Source organism: Dyadobacter subterraneus, assembly GCF_015221875.1.
GTDB classification, from domain to species: Bacteria; Bacteroidota; Bacteroidia; order Cytophagales; family Spirosomataceae; genus Dyadobacter; species Dyadobacter subterraneus.
The window spans coordinates 44,054-65,027 of the sequence record NZ_JACYGY010000002.1 but is presented as its reverse complement, the minus strand read 5'-3'; the positions used below and the strand labels follow the sequence as shown (position 1 = coordinate 65,027).

Sequence of the window (20,974 nt, the reverse complement as noted above, 5' to 3'; positions counted from 1 at the left end):
GACCGCGGGAAATTTGTTATTTTTGTATCGTAACAAACAGAGGAAAACCAGATCGTGACGTTAATCAAATCTATATCAGGAATCAGAGGGATAATAGGAGGTAAATCCGGAGATGCACTGACTCCAATTGATGTTGTTAAATTTGCTGCAGCTTATGGCACTTGGTTGAGGCGGACAAATACACAAAATTTAAAGGTAGTGATAGGGCGTGATGCCAGACTTTCCGGTGAAATGGTAAGTCGGTTGGTAGCAGGTACTTTACAAGGGGTTGGTCTTCATGTGATTGACCTTGGATTGTCAACAACGCCAACTGTTGAAATTGCGGTAACTATGGAAGGTGCGGCGGGAGGAATAATCCTGACAGCAAGCCATAACCCGATTCAATGGAATGCGTTGAAATTGCTAAATCATGAAGGTGAATTTATTTCAGAAGAAGAAGGCACCGAAATTCTGAGAATTGCAGATGAGGAAGATTTTCTTTTTCCTGATGTAAAAAAACTTGGAAGCTACAAGTCGGACGATACTTATCTTCAAAAGCATATTGATCACGTACTCTCTTTGTCTCTCGTAGATGTTGAAGCGATCAAAGCTGCAAACTTCAAAATTGTTGTTGATGCTGTGAATTCAACAGGCGGAATTGTGGTTCCGATGCTGCTTGAAGCGTTAGGCGTTGAAACAAAAAATATTAAAAAGTTACACTGCGAACCAACAGGAAACTTTGCCCATAATCCAGAACCACTCCCTGAGCACTTGCGTGATATCAGTAAGGAATTGAAAGACGGGGCATTTAATCTGGGAATTGTTGTTGATCCGGATGTAGATCGTCTGGCTTTAATGTGTGAAGACGGTTCTCCGTTTGGTGAAGAATATACTTTGGTAGCTGTTGCGGATTATGTTCTTAAAAATACACCGGGAAATACAGTTTCAAACTTGTCTTCTACGGCTGCATTGAAAGATGTAACATTAAAAGCTGGGGGTGAATATTTTGCTTCTGCTGTGGGTGAAGTAAATGTGGTAACGACAATGAAAGCTAACAATGCAATTATTGGCGGTGAAGGTAACGGTGGTGTAATTTATCCTGAAAGCCATTATGGACGAGATGCGTTGGTAGGAATTGGTTTGTTTTTAACGCATCTGGCAAAATTTGGAAAGACAGCATCCGTACTTAGACGTTCATATCCAAGCTATTATATTTCCAAGAATAAAATTGAACTAACGCCGGATATTAATGTTGATAATATTCTAAGCCGTATTCAAACAAAATATTCAAAACAGCCTTTGAGTACGCTTGATGGTGTGAGAATTGAGTTTAACCGGGAATGGGTTCATTTGCGTAAATCAAATACAGAACCGATCATCAGGATTTATTCAGAATCAGAAACGTTGACCACGGCTGTGAATCTGGCAAATAAGATCATTTCCGATATCAAGGAAATAATTTCAGAACCGAAAAACAAATAATGAAAGCCTATTTTGACAACGCTGCTACGACGCGTCTGGATCAGGAAGTTTTGGAAACCATGTTGCCGCTGATGACAGAGACTTTTGGTAATCCTTCTTCAATTCATTCTTACGGCCGTGCAGTTCGTTCTGTTGTGGAAAGAGCGCGGAAAAGTGTAGCAGGAATATTAAATGCGGCACCGGCGGAGATATTTTTCACATCAGGCGGAACAGAAGCAGATAATACAGCGATTCGTTCAAGCATCGAAACGTTTGGATTGAAACATGCCATTACTTCAAAAATTGAGCATCACGCGGTGCTTCATACGCTTGAACATCTTGCAAAAACAGGAAGGATAGAATTAAGTTTTGTCAATCTGAATGAAAAGGGTGAGGTAGACTTAGCTCATTTAGAAACACTTTTACAAACAAATTCCCGCTCACTTGTTTCCTTAATGCATGGAAATAATGAGATTGGAAATTTGCTTGATCTTGATGCAGCAGGTGATTTGTGCAAACATTATGATGCGATTTTTCATAGTGATACCGTACAAACCATGGGTCATTACAAACATGATTTGCAGAAACTGAAAACCAATTTCATCGTTGGTTCAGCGCATAAATTTCACGGACCAAAAGGTATAGGATTTTTATACGTTCAGCCAGGAACCAAGATTTTTCCTTTTGTTCATGGTGGTGCGCAGGAGCGTAACATGCGTGGAGGTACTGAAAATGTTTACGGGATTGTAGGTTTGGCAAAAGCGCTGGAAATTGCTTACCGTGATATGGATCAGCACCGCCTGCATATCGAAAATCTTAAAACCCGAATGATTCACAAGCTTCAGGAGAATATTGAAGGTGTTTCATTCAACGGTAAATCTGCGGTACTGGACGAAAGTTTATATACTGTTCTAAGTGTAAGTCTGCCGCCTTCGGGGTTGAATGATATGTTACTTTTCAACATGGATATTGCCGGCGTAGCGGTTTCAGGAGGAAGTGCCTGTGCAAGCGGAACCGATGTTGGATCGCACGTTTTAACCGAAATTCAAATCAATCCAGACAGAGCTAATGTTCGTTTCTCTTTTGGAAAATATAATACAGCAGAAGAAGTTGATTTTGCTGTCGAAACGCTAGCAGAACTTTATCGGAAAGAATCAGTAATGCTGTAAATGGCTTACAAAATATTTAAGTTTATAAACAAAAGAAGTCAACTTTACGGTTGACTTCTTTTGTTTATAAATTCTGTTTCTTACCTGATAGTAGCCTAATCCTTGACAACCCCTGACAAAAAATGACAATCTCCTGACCACAAATGACCAGGAAACTACGCCTTCCTAACCATATCCTCCAACGCCTCAATCCAGATATCACTGTCATTCAGACTTTCCACCAGTTGCCAGTGTTCGCCTCCTTCTTTTTCAAATAATTCTTTATATTCTTCACCGACTTCAATGGTTGTTTCCAAGCAATCGGCAACGAAGGCGGGAGAAAATGCTAATACACTTTTTACACCTTTTTTCGCTAATTCCGGGATAAGCTCATCCGTGTAAGGTTTAATCCACGGTGTTTTTCCAAGTCTTGACTGGAACGCGACTGTATATTTTCCTTCCGGAATTCCCATTCCTTTTACAAAAAGTCGGGTCGTTTCATAACATTGGGCGCGGTAGCAATGCTGGTTTTTCTCGTTCAAAGTATCGCAGCAAGTACCAAACTGACAATAATTAGCGACATCACCCTTTGTAATTTGTCTTTCCGGGATTCCGTGATAACTAAAAACAAAATGGTCATAGTCGCGCTGAGCCATGTATTTTTTACCAAGGTTGACAAAACCTTCAACAAATTTTGGATGGTCAAGGAAACGGTTGATAAACTTGATTTCTGGCAAAACCTCCCAGTCTTTCACAACTTCCATTACTTTTTTATAAACAGAACCAGTGGAAGCAGAGGCATACTGAGGGAAAAATGGAACGACAATAATTTCAGAAAGACAAAGTTTTCTGAGCTCGTTCAAGCCATTCTCAATACTGGGACTTTGATAACGCATGGCCAGTTTAACCACGAAATCATCACCCAATACATTTTGTAATTTTTTTTCAACAGACTCTCCATAAATCTTCAACGGCGATCCTTCCGGTGTCCAAAGTTCCCGGTAAATTTTAGCCGATTTCGGTGCACGGAAAGGTGCGATGATCAGATTAATAAGCAGCCACCGATTCAGGTACGGTATGTCAATAACGCGTTCATCCATTAAAAATTCACGCAGATATTTTCTCACGTCAGGAACGGAAGGACTATCCGGTGTGCCCAGATTTACGATCAAAACACCTGTTTTTCCCACAGGTTTTTCTTTCAGTAAAGATGGATTTGTCAGCGTTTCGGTATTCATTTTAAATTAAATTTTACAACGGGATTCGTTATCAGTTAATATAACTATGCCCGGAGTCTACAAAGTTCAGGTGGTGAGAAGTTTTTATGCGTTCAGACCAAGTAATATTTCTTTCAAAACTGCTTGCGCCGACCATTCTCTGTTCGCGGCTTGCTCGATAACCAGTGAGCGAGGACCATCCAATACTTCATCAGCCACTTTCATATTACGTCTGAGTGGAAGGCAATGCATAAATTTTCCATTGTCTGTCAAAGCCATTTTGGCTTCTGTGATCATCCAGGAAGGATCTTGTGTCAAAACCTGACCATAATGAGTGTAGGACGACCAGTTTTTTCCATAAACAAAATCGGCTCCTTCCAGGGCTTTATCCTGGTCATAGATAACTTGTCCTTTACCAACAAATTTTGGGTCAAGATCGTAACCTTCCGGATGTGTGATCACTAATTCCACATTCATTGGATTCATCCATTCGCAGAAAGAATTGGCAACAGCTTGCGGAAGTGCCTTGAAGTGAGGTAACCAGGTTAAAACAACTTTCGGACGTTCTTTAATTTTAAATTCTTCGATGGTGATGCAGTCTGCCAGAGATTGCAACGGATGGCGCGTGGCAGATTCCAGATTTACTATCGGAACCTCAGCATATTTTTTGAATTGTTGAAAAACAGTTTCAGCATAATCCTTATCACGATCTTCAAGCTCAGCAAAAGACCGGATTGCGATGATATTGCAATAACGTCCCATAATCGCCGCAGCTTCTTTTACGTGCTCTGCTTTGGTACCGTTCATGATAACACCTTCTTCCATTTCCAGTCCCCAGCTATCCTGACCAACATTCATTACGATCACATTCAAACCCAAATTTGCAGCTGCTTTCTGGGTACTGATACGGGTACGTAAGCTTGAATTAAAAAACATCAAACCAATGGTTTTGTGCTTGCCAAGTGTTTCGTCAGCAAAAGGATTACGTTTTGCTTCAATCCCACTGGTGATGAGGTGATTAAGATCTGATACGTCTGCAAGTGAAAGAAAATGTTTCATTAATTTTATATTTAACCGCAATGGACGCAATGGTTTTCGCAATGGACGCAATAAAATTATAATCCGTCTGCCAATCTTTTGACACCGTTTTTTATTAAAGCGACATTGAAATTAATCAATAGCCCAAGTTTGCAATTCGTTAGTTTTAGATAAGTTAATAACTGAGCAGTATGCACATCGTTAAGAGCTTCAACGGCTTTTATTTCAACGATAACACAATTCTCCACCAATAAATCAATTCTGTATCCGACTTCAAGTCTGATATCTTCATATACGAGAGGAAGTGCTTTTTGCTTCTCAACGAAAAGACCTTCCTTTTTTATTTCATAATACAGGCATTCTTCATAAGCAGATTCCAGTAAACCCGGTCCCAATGTCTTATGTACTTTCAAAGCACAAAAATAGATTTGTTTTGCAACTCCATTCTCAAAAATATCCATTGCATCCATTGCGAAACCTATTGCGCCTATTGCGGTTAAGAAAGACTAGTAACTTCGGCTCTTAACGCTTCTAAAAACATATCAGCTTCCAATTTCCCTAATGCAAGCGAAGGTAACAATCTGATCGTATTGGCTCCGGCAACGCCTGTGAACATTTTATGCTCAAATAATAATTTATTCCGGAGATCTTTAACCGGGAAATCGTACTCAATTCCGATCATCAGACCACGGCCTCGAAGTTCTTTATATCCACCAATTTCTTTGATACCATTAAGCAGATAGTCTCCAATCTCGGTAGCATTGTCTAAAAGATTTTCATTTTTCATGATGTCAAGCACCGCAATTCCGGCTGCACAAGCCATGTGATTTCCACCAAAAGTAGTTCCAAGCAAACCGTAGCTAGCTTTGAATTTTGGAGAGATCAAAACGCCGCCGATTGGAAAACCATTACCCATACCTTTCGCCATCGTCATCAAATCGGGATGGATTCCGCTGAACTGATGCGAGAAGAATTTTCCGGTACGGCCATAACCACACTGCACGCTATCCAGAATTAAAACAGCACCAGTTTCATCACAACGCTTACGTAAAGCCTGAAGAAACTCATCACTGCTAACCTGAATTCCGCCAACGCCTTGAATTCCTTCAACGATTACTGCACAAACTTCATCAGTAATACCTTCCTGAAGTGCGTCAACGTCATTGAACGGAAGAAACGTAACGTGTTTGTTATAATTAACAGGAGCAACGATTGACGGATTGTCGGTAGCGGCAACAGCGCCGGCAGTACGTCCGTGAAATGCTTTTGTAAAAGCTACAACTTTCGAACGGCCTGTATGAAATGAAGCTAGTTTCAAAGCATTTTCATTCGCTTCCGCTCCTGAATTCACAAGGAAAAGTTTGTAATCCGGATAACCAGAAAGATCTCCAAGTTTCTCCGCCAATTCTTCCTGCAAAGATATTTTTACTGAATTCGAGTAAAAGTTAATCGCATGAAGCTGCTTGCTTAACATATCAACATAATACGGATGACAATGTCCAACGGAAATTACCGCGTGACCGCCGTAAAGATCCAGGTATTTAGTGCCGTTCGTATCCCATAAATAACTGCCCTCAGCCTTTACAGGTTCTATATCGTAAAGTGGATAAACATCAAATAAATGTGACATAGTAATATTGTTTTTAAACGCAGAGGAATAAGAGTTTTACACAGAGTACGCAGAATAAAAAATATCAGCGTCCTCTGCGCCTAACTCCTTAACTCTGCGTTTAAACAAAAATTAGAATGACGGTGCCTTTAACCTTAATCCTGTGTCTTCTGGTAAGCCGAAGATCAGGTTCAGGTTTTGAACTGCTTGTCCAGATGCACCTTTTGTTAAATTATCAATGATACTGCTGATTAATAATTGGCCATCATGTACTTCCAAATGGATAAAACATTTATTGGTATTGACAACTTGTTTTACATCAATCGGCGAATCGCTAACATGTGTAAAAGGATGTCCAGCGTAATAGTTTTTATAAAGTGCATTCGCTTCTTCAATCGTTCCTGAATAAGGCGTATAAACATTGGCCATAATGCCGCGGGTAAAATCACCTCGATATGGAACAAAATTCACTGCCTTATTAAAACCAGCCTGCAACTTTCCCAGACTCATTTTAATCTCAGTCAAATGCTGATGTGTGAAAGCCTTATAGATCGATAAGTTATTATTTCTCCATGAAAAATGTGTCGTTGCACTTAACGACTGACCCGCTCCGGTACTTCCCGTCACGGCACTTACATGCACATCTTCCTTCAACAAACCAGCATTGGCCAGGGGTAAAATCGCCAGCTCAATACTTGTCGCAAAACAGCCTGGATTGGCAATTTTAGTCGAAGATTTAATTTTTTCCTTTTGAAGTTCCGGCAAACCGTAAGTAAACCCATTGGATTCATCACGGAAATCAGTGCTTAGATCAATAATCTTCACTGTTTCAGGAACGTTATATTCATCCAGAAACTTCTTCGATTCTCCATGACCTGAACATAGGAAAATAGCATTCAGACTTTCCTGATTTAATAAGGCTTGGATATCTTCTCCTGAAAAAGTCAGTTCTGTATCACCTAACAAATCTGTATGTGTGGCGTAAACCGGTTTTCCGATCTGGCTTTTACTATGTGCAAAGGCAATATTTACATTCGGATGATTAATGACAATTCTCAATAATTCTCCTCCTGTATAACCTGCGGCACCGATGATGCCTATATTTATTTTATTCATCTTCACTTAAATTAAAACGATCATTAGCAGTCGTCGGTTGGGAGCTTAAAATAAATTCAAGATCGTTTTCTGTCTGATTCATGATCCGATGTTTTCTTCCGGCTTCGATATGAATACCTTCTTGCTCACCTATTTTTATAAATTCTCCTTCAATTTCAATCGTAGCAGTGCCACTCAGAATGAAAAAAAACTGTTGTGACTTCTTATGGTAATGCAATTGCTCTGCTGTTCCAGCAGGCATTTTTTCCTGTTTAACAGATAATCCTTCTGTCTCAACAAATACCCAGCCATCACAATCTTCTCCCCATTTGTAATGATTTAAAGAGATATTTTTATTTACTGCCTGAGCCATAAGCCAATTAGTTAAGAACAAAATTGTGATCATGCTAATCATTAACAATTAACCCTTAATCGCACCGGCGACCCGGAATTAATCATTACTCTCGCTTACTTTCTGATAAATCATCACCTGATTTGAAGCAACTTTTGAGAATCCTCTCACGTCATCACCTGTCCATGCATTATTCATTTCACCATAACTTCCAAATTTCGAAGACATCAAATCAAATGGAGATTCAATTCCTTCTACATAGAAGCGGTAAGGAGCAAGGTGTACATGCACTTTTCCAGTTACATGCGACTGTGTATCAGACAAAAACGCTTCAATATTACGCATAACCGGCTCAACAAACTGGCCTTTGTGAAGAAGCGTGCCGTATGTGTTAGAAAGTTGTTCTTTCCAGTAAAGTTGCTGCTCGCTCAAAACGTGTTTTTCAAGTGTATGATGGGCTTTGATGATGATCAAAGGAGCTGCGGCTTCAAATCCAACGCGACCTTTGATACCAATAATTGTATCTCCAACATGAATATCACGTCCAATTCCAAAAGGCTGCGCAATGCCTGCCAATTTCTGAATGGCCTGAACCGAATTTTCAAAAGATTCGCCAGCAACACCTTTCAATTCACCTTCAACAAATTCCAAAGTAATTGTTTCAGGTTCTGTTTTAGAAACCTGCGTTGGCCATGCTTCTTCCGGCAAGTATTTTTCAGAAGTCAAAGTTTCCTTTCCACCAACCGAAGTTCCCCAAAGTCCTTTGTTGATACTATATGCAGCCTTGGCCCATTCACGACCAACTCCTTTTTTAGTAAGATATTCAATTTCAGCCTCACGCGAAAGTTTCAAATCACGGATTGGCGTAATAATTTCAGCTTCCGGAATGATAATGCGGAATGCCATATCGAAACGAACCTGGTCATTTCCTGCACCAGTGCTTCCGTGTGCAATCGCAGTGGCACCGATTTCTTTTGCATATTCAGCAACGGCAACTGCCTGAAAAACGCGCTCTGCACTTACGGAAAGCGGGTACGTATTGTTTTTCAAAACATTACCAAAAATCAGATATTTAATACAATCGTTGTAATAATCAGCTGTTTTTGAAATGGTTGCGTGATGTTTCACACCTAATGAATAGGCATTTGCTTCAATTGTTTTAAGCTCTTCTTCTGAAAAACCACCTGTATCAACCAACACAGAATGAACTTCGTAGCCTTTATCTTCGGCTAAATATTTTACACAAAAAGAGGTATCCAATCCTCCACTAAACGCTAATACTACTTTGGGCTGTGACATTCTATTGTTTTATTCTGGTGTTAATTAAAATGGAATTACAAAGTAACGAAAAATACCTCGCATCGGAGTTTAAAAGCTGCCGGGCGAGGTATTCAGAATGATATAATAATCAATAATATGAGTGCTGTACTTAGTGTACGAGCATCGCCTCGGCATTTTTCTTTTTGGCACGTTCTTCCCTTCGCAACAAAATACGTTGCTTGATACGCATCCAACGCTCGTAAAGACTGGATTCTTTAAGAAAATCCCAAGTGTCTTTTTCTGGCTGTGCTTCGGTTTTTTTATGTTCCTCAGGATTGTACATCATACCAGTACATAAGCAATGCTTACGGTTCGTACGGGTAAGTACGTCATAATTAACGCAACTCGCGCAGCCTTTCCAGAAAGCATCATCCGCAGGGAGTTCGCTAAATGTAACGGGCTCATAACCAAGATCAGAGTTGATCTTCATTACAGGCAAGCTGGTTGTGATACCAATAATTTTGGCATCAGGATATTTTTGACGTGAAAGTTCAAAAGCTTTTTGCTTGATCGCTTTGGCCATACCGCTCTGACGAAAATCCGGATGTACGATAAGGCCGGAATTGGCCACGAACTTTCCGTGTTCCCAGGTTTCGATATAACAAAAACCAACCCACTCTCCGGTATCAGTAGTGGCAATAATCGCTTTTCCTTCTACCATTTTTTCCATGATATAAACAGGAGAGCGTTTTGCTATACCAGTACCACGTTTTTTGGCACTCTCTTCCATTTCCGCACAAATAGTATCTGCGAAATGGAAATGATTTTCATTGGCGGTTTGTATAATGAACTTACTGCCTACTACTTCGGTATTTTTCATTTATGAATGTACTGACGAAAAATTGTTCGAAACAAAAATTAAATTCCCAGAAAACTACGATGGGACGTTTCAAAAATTTAAAAAAGATAGGGATAGAAGTTTTACCACATAGGTAAAAGGAAGTTAGACGGTCCTGGGGGACCTAAACCTGAAAGGTGTAGTATGAAGCACAGTATGTATTCCGTTGCTATTCATTTGACTTGGTTGGTCCGTCTAAGAGGATGCAAATTTTGTAAAAAAAAATGTTACTTGAAAGAAACAGGGATTATATTTTTATAGTTCGTCCAATGGAAAAAATATTCGGGAGTAACGACAAATTTTTTAGCTTGCATCGGTCTTATGAATTTGAATGAATTTTTGGAATGACAACCCTGACAGCTGACGATCTTCTTTACGGATATATCAACGGAATTTTCCCCATGGCAGAGCCGGATGGAACAATTTACTGGTATTCCCCCGATCCCAGGGCAATTATTCCTATAGACTCGTATAAACCACACAAGTCACTAAGATCGGTCATTAATAAAAGAACCTTTGAAATCCGGGTCGATTTTGACTTTGAAGGCGTCATGCACGGATGTGCCGGTCCGCGGGTTCAGGAAGATGGGACGTGGATTTCTAACGATATTATCTTTGCATATACCAATTTACATAAACTGGGTTATGCGCATAGCGTTGAGGCTTATCGTGAAAATAAATTGGTTGGAGGCTTATATGGCGTCTCCATCGGCGGCGTATTTTTTGGAGAATCTATGTTTTACAAAGAGGCAAATTCTTCCAAAGTTGCCTTCCATTATTTAATAGAAATTCTTCGCGCAAACGGATATCAGTTATTGGATACACAGTTTATTAACGACAACGTTTTACGATACGGGGCAATTGAAATTCCTCGTACGGATTACATGGAAAAGTTGAAAAAGGCGCTTCAACTGAATCGGAAATTTCTTCTAAATCCACCGCAAACTTCTTCTCCCAAACATTCTGCTTTTTAATAACCGGGTAACTAAGTAATTTTAGCCTGAAAAGTTAGTTTTTGCGTAAGAAGTATTTAAGTATTTACAAAGTGTCAAAACCAATTCTTGTTATCAAGTTCGGGACGGCGTCTATCACGCTTCCTTCCGGTGAGCCCGATGTTACGATTATTTCAGAAGTTGCCCGTCAGGTTTCGTTGCTTCATCCCAGATACCGCATCATCATTGTTTCATCGGGAGCAGTAGGTGCCGGGAAAGCTTATATCAATGATTATAAGGGAACGATGACGCAGCGGAAAGCAGCTGCTTCTGTCGGAAATCCTTTATTGGTTGGACTTTATGCCAGTTATTTCGCGCCAAATGGAATTTTTATTGCCCAAAGTCTTTGTGAGCGTCAGCATTTTGCAAACCGTAATAAGTTTTTGCAGCTGAAAAACACGTTCGAAGAATTATGGCAGAATAACATTATTCCTATCGTAAACGAGAATGACGTTGTCAGTGATCGTGAGCTGAAATTTTCGGATAATGACGAACTGGCTACTTTGCTGGCAGTTGGGTTTGGAGCGGAAACGTTGATGTTTTGTACTTCGGTGGGAGGATTACTGGATGAAGCAGGAAATATTATTGGGAACGTATCCAATGTTAATGAGGTTTTTAAATTTGTACGGACCGATAAATCTTTCCTGGGATTAGGCGGAATGGCTTCCAAATTGACATTCGCCAAACTTGCTACCCGCATGGGCATCAAGGTTTTCATTTTTGGAATGAAACAGCAGGACGAATTATTGAAAGCGCTGGAAGGAAAAGCCGGCACGGAAATGAGTCCTGAAAAAAGTACCCTATCTGCAAGAAACCGCTGGTTAGGAAGTGGGGGATTAGTATCGGGAAGATTACAGGTAGATGAAGGCGCATCCAAAGCTTTATTGAAAAGAAAGAGTTTGCTGGCTGTCGGCGTGACGGAAGTAACCGGAGATTTTGAAGCGGGAGAGATTATCGAAATTTATTCTCCTGAACAGGAAATGATCGCAGTAGCACGGGCGAGAGAAACGTCCGGCGCGATAAAGGTGAATTTGAAAACATTGAATTTTGAAGTGGCACACGCCAACGATATCGTTTTATTATAATGGAATTGGAATCTATAATACCTCTTTTAAAAGCAACGAAAGACGCCTCGGTGGCGGTTCGGAAATTATCTGGCAAACAGAGAGCGGATTTGCTTAATGCTTTGGCTGAAAAAGTTTTGGCGAATAAGGCCAATATCATCACAGAAAACCAAAAAGATCTGGTGTCAATGGATGATGCCGACCCCAAAAAAGACCGTCTGCTTTTGAATGAAAAAAGGATTATTGATTTAGCTCAAAGTTTGCGTGATGTAGCCGGTCTGCCGGATCCAACGGGAGAAGTTTTGCTGGAAAAAACGATCGAGCAGGGTATGTCATTGCAAAAACTGACCGTACCGCTTGGTGTGGTTGGCGTTATTTACGAATCCAGACCAAATGTTACGTTAGACGTAGCATCGCTTTGTTTGCGTTCTGGAAATGCCTGTGTTTTGAAGGGTGGAAAAGAAGCGCATTTCTCGAATAGTTATCTGGTTGGCTTAATTCATGAAAGTCTTGCGGAAATGGGAATTGATGAAGCTGCGGTGATGCTTTTGCCAACGGATCGAAAGTTTGTCAATGAACTTTTAACTGCAACCAAATACGTGGATATCATTATTCCACGTGGTTCGGAAGGACTTATTCAATTTGTCCGTAAAAATTCACTGGTGCCAACCATTGAAACCGGAGCAGGTGTTTGTCATACGTATGTTGACAAAACAGCCGATCTTGAAAACGCAAAAAATATAGTAGTGAATGCGAAAGTTTCCCGTCCTTCCGCTTGTAACGCATTGGATACTGTACTTGTTGACCGCGAAATTGCAGCTGCGTTTTTGCCGACATTGAAAGACGATTTTATCAGCTGGAATATTGAAGTTTTTGCAGATGAAACTTCTTTTGCAATTCTTCAAAAAGCCGAATATCCATTTTTACAAAAAGCAGAACCGGAAGATTTTGGAAGAGAATTTCTTGACTATAAATGTTCGATCAAAATAGTCGATGGATTAGATGCGGCCATTGACCATATCTATAATTTCTCATCAAGTCATTCCGAAGCGATTATTTCAAAAGATGCTGCTGCGATTGAAAAGTTTTTGAATGAAGTAGATGCCGCAGCGGTTTATGCCAATGCCTCAACGCGTTTCACGGATGGCGGCGTTTTTGCCTTGGGTGCCGAAATTGGAATTTCAACACAAAAATTACATGCCCGCGGACCGTTTGCTTTGGAAAAACTGGTTACTGAAAAGTGGGTTGTGAGAGGGGATGGGCAGATTAGAGCTTGATGAAATACTAATTGAAATGAGTATGGTATAAGCCAATTCATTTTTTACCACGAATGCACGAATTTTCACTAATATTAATCTAATGTATTCGTGAAAATTTGTGTATTCGTGGCATTTTTTCTTTTTATACCTTTGCCCAAAATATTGTTGTACCAGAAAGCCTGAATATGTCTTCTTTAACTGATTCTGAAAATATCCAACAACTTACGCAGGAAGTAATTTCTTTACTTAGAAAGCTGATTGAAACACCATCATTTAGTAAGGAAGAAGATCATACAGCTGCTTTGATCCAGGATTTTTTCAGACAAAAAGAGATTCCTTTTCAGACAAAAAAGAACAATATCTGGGCTTACAATGAATATTTTGATCCTGCAAAACCAACAGTTCTTTTAAATTCTCATCATGATACAGTTAAACCAAATAAATCCTGGACACTTGATCCTTTTCAGGCTTTGGTTGACGATGATAAGCTTTTTGGTTTGGGTAGTAATGATGCCGGTGGTTGTCTGGTTTCGCTGATTGCTACTTTCTGTCATTTCTATGATCGGAAAGATCTGACTTATAACATTGTTATTGCTGCGACAGCAGAAGAGGAAATTTCAGGAAAAGAAGGTTTGGAAATTGTTGTTCCTGAGCTTCCGGAAATCTCATTTGCCATTGTGGGCGAACCTACCGAAATGCATTTGGCAGTAGCTGAAAAGGGTTTGCTGGTACTGGATTGTACTGCAAAAGGGAAATCCGGGCACGCGGCAAGAGAAGAAGGAGACAATGCCATTTATAAAGCAATCCAGGATATTGAGTGGATCCGGAATTATAAATTTCCAAAAGTTTCCCCCACTTTGGGGCCGATAAAAATGTCAGTGACGATCATTAATGCAGGAACACAACATAATGTTGTTCCGGATACCTGCGTTTTTACAATTGACGTTCGGGCGACGGATCAGTATACTCTGGAAGAAATCATTGAAGTAATCCAGGAAAATATTCAGTCCGAGGTAAATGCGCGTTCGATTCGTTTGCGCCCTTCGAGTATTCCTATGGAACATCCGATCGTGCAGGCAGGTTTGAAAAGAGGAAGAACGGCTTATGGCTCACCAACAACTTCGGACCAGGCATTGCTTGATTGTCCGTCCTTGAAAATGGGGCCGGGACATTCGGAGCGTTCGCACACAGCCAACGAATTTATTTATCTGCATGAAATTGAAGCTGGTATTTTACAATATATCAGTATGCTTGAAGAAGTTGTGACTATGTAATTTCACATTAACACTTGTCAATTATGCTTTTTTTCAAAGAAGAAGACGTTGCGAAATTTGATACAATTCAGTTTCTGTTTATCAAAACTTCTTTGAAAGGAAATATTTTTGAAATCACGCTTAACCGCCCGGAAAAGCGAAATGCCTTCACACCAACAATGGCCAATGAAATTGCATTTGCATTGGCTTACGCAAAAAATCAAATTGAGATTCGTTGTGTTATCATCAAAGCAAAAGGTCCTGTTTTCTGTGCAGGCGCCGATCTTAACGCTTTTCATGATCCAACAATAGATCAAAAAAATCAAACACTTCCCGAACCAGTAGAAGAAGTCAGATTAGGTGATGCTTTTGCCAATTTACACAAACCGTGTATTGCTCAGGTGGAAGGTTCAGTCTTTGCCGGAGGATTTTTGATTATTTGTGGATGTACTTTTGTTGTGAGTATACCAGAAGCAAATTTCAGTTTACCCGAAGTAAAAAGAGGCATATGGCCTATGCAGGTTATGGCTTCTCTAATTGATATTATTCCAAAAAGAAAAATACTTGAAATGTCGATAACAGGAAAAAGTTATTCGGCAGAAGAAGCGCTTCATTTGGGTATCGTTACCCAAATTTCAGACAAGGAATTAATTGAAGAGGAAGTTAATAAACTTGCAAATCTGATCTGTTCAAATGCCCCTTATGCCATAAAATCGGGAATGGAAGCACTTCAAAACTTATCGGAAATAGAAGAAGACAAACGTCACAATTATCTAAAATCCCAATTAGAAAATCTACTTAAATCCGAAGATGCCAAAGAAGGCACAGCCGCATTCAAAGACAAGCGAACCCCGATCTGGAAAGGGAAATAAAGGAATAAACGAAAATATCTCAGCAGGGAAATGCCAGGGTCGCCCCGCCGAAAGCTGATTGCCGAAAGCCGAAAGCTAATAAATTAGCTTCCCGGAACAATCTCAATTTCCTCCCCATACTTATTATGGAATTTGAAATCGATAACGCCTAACGAAGTATCCTTAATCAGTTTAACCCAGGTTTTGTATTGGAAGAACCATTTTACCTGCTCAGAAATTATTCCTTTCGTGAAATAGGCATAAATAAACGGATGAAGCGCGATGGTAATACCACGTTCATTTTGTTTCGAAAGAATATAATCCAGGTTTGACAAGATAATATCTGTTACCAGAATACTGGCCTGAATTGTTCCCGTACCGCCGCAAGTAGGACAGGTTTCGCGGGTTACAATATTCATCTCGGGTCTTACACGCTGACGTGTGATTTGCAGTAACCCGAATTTTGAAAGCGGAAGGACTGTATATTTTGAACGGTCTCCTTTCATTTCGTCGCGCATCATATCAAAAAGAACGCGTTTGTTTTCCGCTTTCTTCATGTCAATGAAATCGACAACGATAATTCCACCCATATCACGCAAGCGCAACTGGCGGGCAATTTCTTTCGCTGCTTCGATGTTTACACTGAGCGCAGTCGCTTCCTGATCTTCTTCTGAATTGGACTTATTTCCACTGTTCACGTCGATAACGTGCAAAGCTTCCGTATGTTCAATAATTAGATAACCACCGTTTGGCAAACTCACCGAACGGCCAAAAAGAGACTTAATTTGCTTCTCTAAACCGAATTGTTCAAATATCTTATTCTTGCCGTTATGCAGTTTCAGGATATTTTCTTTGTCCGGTGCAATGTTGTGGATATAGGCTTTAATGTCTTCGTAAACCTCTTTCGAATCCACTGTAATACTGTCGAACGATTCATTCAACATGTCACGGATAATCGAAGAAGCACGATTCATTTCACCGATTACACGGTCACGAGGCTTGGCATCACGAAGCGTTTTGATACCGTTTTCCCATTTGTCAAGACAATCCTGAAGATCTTTGTTCAGTTCGTCTACATCTTTTCCAGTAGCAACAGTACGGATAATAACACCGAAATTGGCTGGTTTAATAGAAGACATCAGTCGCTGCAAACGTGTTCTTTCCTGTTTGTCAGTAATCTTTTTAGAAAGGTTTACTGAGTTTGAGAAAGGAACCAGAACGATGTAACGACCTGCAATGGAAATATCACACGATAGGCGGGGGCCTTTTGTTGATATTGGTTCTTTTACAATTTGAACCAGAATCGGTTGATTCTTAGAAAGTACTTTATCAATCTTGCCAAGTTTCTCAATTTCGGGCTCCATTTTGAAGTTACTCAACTTGCCCGAATTCGTACGCTTGGAAATTACATCTTTGGTTAACTTGTTGAGAGAGTTAATATTTGGCCCTAAATCCAGGTAATGCAAAAAAGCATCCTTCTCAAATCCCACGTCTACAAATGCGGCATTAAGCCCAGGCACAAGCTTCCTAACTGTACCAAGGTAAATATCCCCAACGGTAAAGCTCTGATCCGGTGTTTCGACGTGGTATTCTAACAGACGTTTATCCTGCAAAAGGGCTATACGTTCTCCCTTTTGAGTAGAATTTATTAGTAATTCGTTACTCAATGTTCAACCAACCAAATGGCTATATAAAGTTAATACTCAACCTCCTGCTTTACATTTAAAGACAGGCAACATATATATCGTAAGAGATAATATGACCGGATTCATAAGTTATACAAATCCGGTCACATATCAATTATTTCTTCTTATGTCTATTTTTTCTAAGACGTTTCTTTCTCTTGTGAGTGGAAATCTTATGTCTCTTTCTTTTCTTTCCGCAAGGCATAAATTTATGTCGTTTATATAATAAAAAATAATTGTTTTACTTATTTAATTGTCAAGACGCTCCTGAAGTTCGATAAGAGCCTGTTGGATAACGGGATCTTTCTCTTCTTTTTTAACTTCTGCCAATACTTTACGGGCCTCATCTTTGTTCCCTAATTCAACAAGTGTCAATCCTAAATAGAATTTTGCTTTTGTGTTAGCAGGGTTGTTAGTCAATATTTGTCTGAATCTGTCTGCTGCTTTCGAGTACTGATTCGAACGCATAGATAGAATACCAAGATTAAACAAAGCTAGTTCATTTGTTGGGTCCGTATCCAAAACTTCGCGCAACATCATAATTCCCGCCATCGGGTTTTCAGTGTTCACGTAAGTCATGGCCATATTAGCTTTTGCAGCCAGCAAACCAGGATTTTTTTCAATTGCCTTGCCATAAAATTCACGTGTTTTGTTACCAAGACTTTTCGCTTTGGCATCATCTACTGCAAATCCGTATGCTTCATAATAACGGTCACCAGCTTTTGTGATATTTTCAACAGAAGGTGCTAACTGCGCTACTTTTTCCGCATAACTGGCGGCGCTGTCAAACTTTTGAAGTTTGGCAAACGTATCAGACAATTTTAATCCGGCAGCTATTTTGTCTTTTCCGGTTGCGTGATTGAAGCCACTTCTCAGCAAATCAACGTTCTTTTGTTGTTCAGGGGATAAAGTGGCTCCATCATGCATGTTTGAGGGAGTTTCGGAAGCCGGAGTCGTTGGGGCCGAAGCACCAGGTGCCGCCGCTACTTCACTCTTCTCGGTGTCCACTTCCTTTGCTTTTGTATTGACAACCACCTTTGGAAGACTGTAAAGTGTTCCAACCAGGGCCAACGCCAATACACAAGAAAGAATTATAGACTTTTTCATACTGTTTTAATCAAACCTATTAAGGCAAATTATTTTTCAGCTAGATCTTTCAATTTGTCACTCACTTTAACTTGCTCAACAAAAACTTTTGCTGGTTTGAAGCTTGGTACAAAATGTTCGTCAATGATCATTGAAGTACCTTGTGAGATATTACGAGCTACTTTACGGGCACGCTTTTTATTGATGAAGCTACCAAAACCTCTAACATATAGATTTTCACCCTCTGCAAGCGAGTCCTTCACAACTGTGAAAAACGATTCTAGCGTTTGTTGAACATCGCCCTTGTCTACACCTGTTTTCTCGGAAATTTGTGCGATTACGTCTGCCTTAGTCACTTTGATTGTTTACTTTAAGTGGATATTATTTCGTTTATTTATTTCCTCCTCTAAATTTTGGGAACACAAAGGTAGGGTAATTTTACCATAATTTAAAAGGTTAGCATTTTCATTTTTTTTCTAATTGGTTAAAAAACAGTGTATATAAGTCAAAACGTTATGCTACCCGATCATTTACAACTACTTGAATTTAACGCAAAACTGAAATCCTGGTACCTCGAAAACCACCGTCCGCTGCTTTGGAGGCAAACCACCGATCCATATAAAATTTGGCTTTCCGAGATAATTTTACAGCAAACACGTGTAGCTCAGGGCACTCCGTATTATGAAAAGTTCCTGATCAACTATCCGACAGTATTTGATTTGGCGGCTGCTGATGAGCGTGATGTACTCAGACTTTGGCAAGGTTTAGGTTATTATTCACGCGCCAGAAATATGCATCATACGGCGCGTCATATTGTGGAAGAATGGGAGGGGAAATTTCCAGAAAGTGCTTTGAAACTTGCCAAACTGAAAGGTCTTGGTGCTTACACAGCTGCCGCGATCGCTTCTTTTGCATTCAATGAGGCTGTTCCGGCAATTGACGGAAATGTGTACCGTGTGATGTCCCGCCTCTTTGGAATTTTTACTGATATATTAAGTTCAGGTGCAAAAAATGAATTCACAAATCTGGCAAAAGAGATTATTCCTCAGGACGATCCTGCCACCTATAATCAGGCCATGATTGAATTTGGCGCGTTGCAATGTGTGCCGGTTTCGCCTAATTGTTCCGTTTGTCCTTTTACTTATATGTGTTATGCATATGAGTTTGGCATGCAAAATAAATTGCCGGTTAAGATGAAAAAGAATGCGGTGAAAAACCGGTATTTCAATTATTTCATTTTACAAAAAGGAGAAAGTCTGGCGATGCATGAGCGGTTGAAAAAAGATATTTGGAAAGGATTATATGATTTTTATTTGATCGAATCGCTGACAGATATTAATAATCCTGATGATTTGCCGGAAGATAAATTTCTGGAAGACTGGAAACAAAAGGGACAATTGCGGCAGGTTTTAAAAGAATACACACATTTACTTACGCATCAAAGATTGACTGTAAGATTCTGGTGGATTATTATCCCTGAAAATGAAATCGTAGAACTGCCGGAAGATATGGCATTTTATTCAACTGCGCAGGTTGAAGAATTGCCAAAGCCTATTTTAATGGATACGGTATTAAAGGAAGAAATCTTTTTGTAAACCAGTTATTTCTTCCTTAAAAGATTTCTCAGACGTTTTTTTGCTACGAGTACACAAATTTTTCACGAATTAACCAATCGAACATCGTGGAAAATTCGTGCATTCATGGCGAAGTTATTTTTCAGTTTGATATGAGTATTGTTAAACCGAATTGTGTTTTTAATAATATGAATTTGTACTGAACAAATAACGATTCAAAACGATGGCGAAGATCAATTTAAATGATGAACAAATTGAAGCCTATCACAGAGATGGCTTTTTGGTAGTCAAAAATCTTTTTTCTCAGGAAGAAATTGACAAACTATATAACAGCGCAATTGAAAATTCTGTCATGCAGAAAAATGCAATGGACTTAAATGATCAAACCGGGAAGAAGACAAAACTTTCTCTTTGGTTTACACCAGGAAATGATGTTTTTGGATACCTGATCCGCAGCGAGCGCATGGTGAATTCAGTTGCCCAATTACTAGGACAAGAAAGCGCTGTTTGTCATTTTCATACCAAACTGATGCAAAAAGAACCGAAAGTCGGTGGTGCCTGGGAATGGCATCAGGATTATGGTTATTGGTACAAAAACCAGTTTCTCTTTCCCGATCAAATGATGAGCGTAATGATCGCCTTAACGCCCGCAAATAAAGAAAACGGTTGTTTACAGGTCATTAAAGGTTCGCATAAGTTAGGAAGAGTAAACCACGGTTTTGCGGGCGAACAAGTCGGTGCGGATATGACGATGGTGAATAACGCATTGGAAACGATGGATTTAATTTATTGCGAAATCGAACCCGGTGATGCATTATTTTTCCACAGTAACCTCATGCACCGCTCCGAAGCAAATTTATCAGACAAACCTCGCTGGTCATTAATCTCTTGTTATAATTCACAATCCAATTTAGCCTACGCGGAAACCTCAACCTCATGGCGAGTTCCGGTAGATATCGTCCCGGATCATGCAATCACAGAATGGAACGCCACCCCATTTGAAAACGCTGACTTTTTGAAAAAGGAAAATGACCCGGCTTTGAAGACAACGGGGTGGGAGGAGGCAGTGAAGACAAAATAAAAAAGTCAGGGATTGTCAATTCTAGTCAGGCAATTGTCAGGAAGTGGTTATTGATTGTCAGATGTAGCCATT

The 20,974-nt window shown here is 39.9% G+C and carries 20 protein-coding genes; 9 read left to right on the top strand and 11 right to left on the bottom strand.

All coding sequences use genetic code 11. The annotated features are described in order from the left end of the window. The first annotated feature begins 54 nt into the window (after nucleotides 1-54). Entirely contained in the window at nucleotides 55-1,461 is a 1,407-nt protein-coding gene (gene glmM / locus IEE83_RS25515) for a phosphoglucosamine mutase (RefSeq protein ID WP_194123610.1), read from the top strand. Next, the gene (locus IEE83_RS25510) at nucleotides 1,461-2,609 is read left to right on the top strand and encodes a cysteine desulfurase family protein (protein WP_194123609.1); all 1,149 of its coding nucleotides are present in this window, start codon (nucleotides 1,461-1,463) and stop codon (nucleotides 2,607-2,609) included. The genes glmM and IEE83_RS25510 overlap by 1 nt, the downstream gene beginning before the upstream one ends. Nucleotides 2,610-2,764: 155 nt before the next feature. On the opposite strand, the gene hemH is transcribed toward IEE83_RS25510, so the two are convergent. From hemH to IEE83_RS25470, 8 genes are all read right to left on the bottom strand, one after another. Further along, nucleotides 2,765-3,826 carry a ferrochelatase gene (hemH, locus tag IEE83_RS25505; protein ID WP_194123608.1) on the bottom strand — a complete coding sequence of 354 codons (1,062 nt, stop codon included), beginning with the start codon at nucleotides 3,824-3,826 and terminating at the stop codon, nucleotides 2,765-2,767. Nucleotides 3,827-3,910: 84 nt separating this feature from the next. Further along, entirely contained in the window at nucleotides 3,911-4,864 is a 954-nt protein-coding gene (locus IEE83_RS25500; RefSeq protein ID WP_194123607.1) for an N-acetylornithine carbamoyltransferase, read from the bottom strand. A 56-nt stretch (nucleotides 4,865-4,920) separates the two neighbouring features. Then, nucleotides 4,921-5,313: a GxxExxY protein gene (locus tag IEE83_RS25495; protein ID WP_194123606.1), complete on the bottom strand. Its 393-nt coding sequence runs from the start codon at nucleotides 5,311-5,313 to the stop codon at nucleotides 4,921-4,923. Between the two features lie 26 nt (nucleotides 5,314-5,339). Then, a complete protein-coding gene (locus tag IEE83_RS25490) occupies nucleotides 5,340-6,473 on the bottom strand; it encodes an aspartate aminotransferase family protein (protein WP_194123605.1) in 1,134 nt (377 codons plus the stop codon). A gap of 111 nt (nucleotides 6,474-6,584) precedes the next feature. After that, complete coding sequence (gene argC, locus IEE83_RS25485) at nucleotides 6,585-7,568, bottom strand: N-acetyl-gamma-glutamyl-phosphate reductase (protein WP_194123604.1); 984 nt, start codon at nucleotides 7,566-7,568, stop codon at nucleotides 6,585-6,587. Continuing rightward, a complete protein-coding gene (locus IEE83_RS25480; protein WP_194123603.1) occupies nucleotides 7,561-7,920 on the bottom strand; it encodes a cupin domain-containing protein in 360 nt (119 codons plus the stop codon). The genes argC and IEE83_RS25480 overlap by 8 nt, the downstream gene beginning before the upstream one ends. Nucleotides 7,921-7,998: 78 nt before the next feature. Beyond that, on the bottom strand, nucleotides 7,999-9,198 hold the full coding sequence (argG, locus tag IEE83_RS25475; protein WP_194123602.1) for an argininosuccinate synthase: 1,200 nt from the start codon (nucleotides 9,196-9,198) through the stop codon (nucleotides 7,999-8,001). 130 nt (nucleotides 9,199-9,328) lie between these two features. Then, complete coding sequence (locus IEE83_RS25470) at nucleotides 9,329-10,039, bottom strand: GNAT family N-acetyltransferase (protein WP_194123601.1); 711 nt, start codon at nucleotides 10,037-10,039, stop codon at nucleotides 9,329-9,331. 362 nt (nucleotides 10,040-10,401) lie between these two features. On the opposite strand from IEE83_RS25470, the gene aat reads away from it, so the two are divergent. The 5 genes from aat to IEE83_RS25445 all read left to right on the top strand — a co-directional run bounded on the left by aat (nucleotide 10,402) and on the right by IEE83_RS25445 (nucleotide 15,497). Beyond that, a complete protein-coding gene (gene aat / locus IEE83_RS25465) occupies nucleotides 10,402-11,031 on the top strand; it encodes a leucyl/phenylalanyl-tRNA--protein transferase (RefSeq protein ID WP_194123600.1) in 630 nt (209 codons plus the stop codon). A 71-nt stretch (nucleotides 11,032-11,102) separates the two neighbouring features. Continuing rightward, nucleotides 11,103-12,134 (top strand): glutamate 5-kinase, encoded by a 1,032-nt coding sequence (proB, locus tag IEE83_RS25460; protein ID WP_194123599.1) that lies wholly within the window; start codon nucleotides 11,103-11,105, stop codon nucleotides 12,132-12,134. Between the two features lie 5 nt (nucleotides 12,135-12,139). Beyond that, nucleotides 12,140-13,390, top strand: coding sequence for a glutamate-5-semialdehyde dehydrogenase (locus IEE83_RS25455; RefSeq protein ID WP_194123598.1), 1,251 nt, complete (start codon nucleotides 12,140-12,142; stop codon nucleotides 13,388-13,390). 167 nt (nucleotides 13,391-13,557) lie between these two features. Then, nucleotides 13,558-14,646, top strand: a complete 1,089-nt coding sequence (locus IEE83_RS25450) for a M20 family metallo-hydrolase (protein ID WP_194123597.1) — start codon at nucleotides 13,558-13,560, stop codon at nucleotides 14,644-14,646. 23 nt (nucleotides 14,647-14,669) lie between these two features. Next, entirely contained in the window at nucleotides 14,670-15,497 is an 828-nt protein-coding gene (locus IEE83_RS25445) for an enoyl-CoA hydratase/isomerase family protein (protein WP_194123596.1), read from the top strand. Between the two features lie 83 nt (nucleotides 15,498-15,580). Here IEE83_RS25445 and IEE83_RS25440 read toward each other — a convergent pair whose 3' ends face one another. From IEE83_RS25440 to IEE83_RS25430, 3 genes are all read right to left on the bottom strand, one after another. Beyond that, a complete protein-coding gene (locus tag IEE83_RS25440) occupies nucleotides 15,581-17,143 on the bottom strand; it encodes an Rne/Rng family ribonuclease (RefSeq protein WP_194123595.1) in 1,563 nt (520 codons plus the stop codon). A 267-nt stretch (nucleotides 17,144-17,410) separates the two neighbouring features. Continuing rightward, a complete protein-coding gene (locus IEE83_RS25435; protein ID WP_194123594.1) occupies nucleotides 17,411-18,268 on the bottom strand; it encodes a tetratricopeptide repeat protein in 858 nt (285 codons plus the stop codon). Nucleotides 18,269-18,297: 29 nt separating this feature from the next. Continuing rightward, on the bottom strand, nucleotides 18,298-18,603 hold the full coding sequence (locus IEE83_RS25430) for an HU family DNA-binding protein (protein WP_090341329.1): 306 nt from the start codon (nucleotides 18,601-18,603) through the stop codon (nucleotides 18,298-18,300). A 159-nt stretch (nucleotides 18,604-18,762) separates the two neighbouring features. On the opposite strand from IEE83_RS25430, the gene mutY reads away from it, so the two are divergent. Both mutY and IEE83_RS25420 read left to right on the top strand, forming a co-directional pair. Continuing rightward, the gene (gene mutY, locus IEE83_RS25425; protein WP_194123593.1) at nucleotides 18,763-19,842 is read left to right on the top strand and encodes an A/G-specific adenine glycosylase; all 1,080 of its coding nucleotides are present in this window, start codon (nucleotides 18,763-18,765) and stop codon (nucleotides 19,840-19,842) included. A gap of 202 nt (nucleotides 19,843-20,044) precedes the next feature. Then, a complete protein-coding gene (locus IEE83_RS25420) occupies nucleotides 20,045-20,902 on the top strand; it encodes a phytanoyl-CoA dioxygenase family protein (RefSeq protein WP_194123592.1) in 858 nt (285 codons plus the stop codon). Nucleotides 20,903-20,974 lie beyond the last annotated feature (72 nt).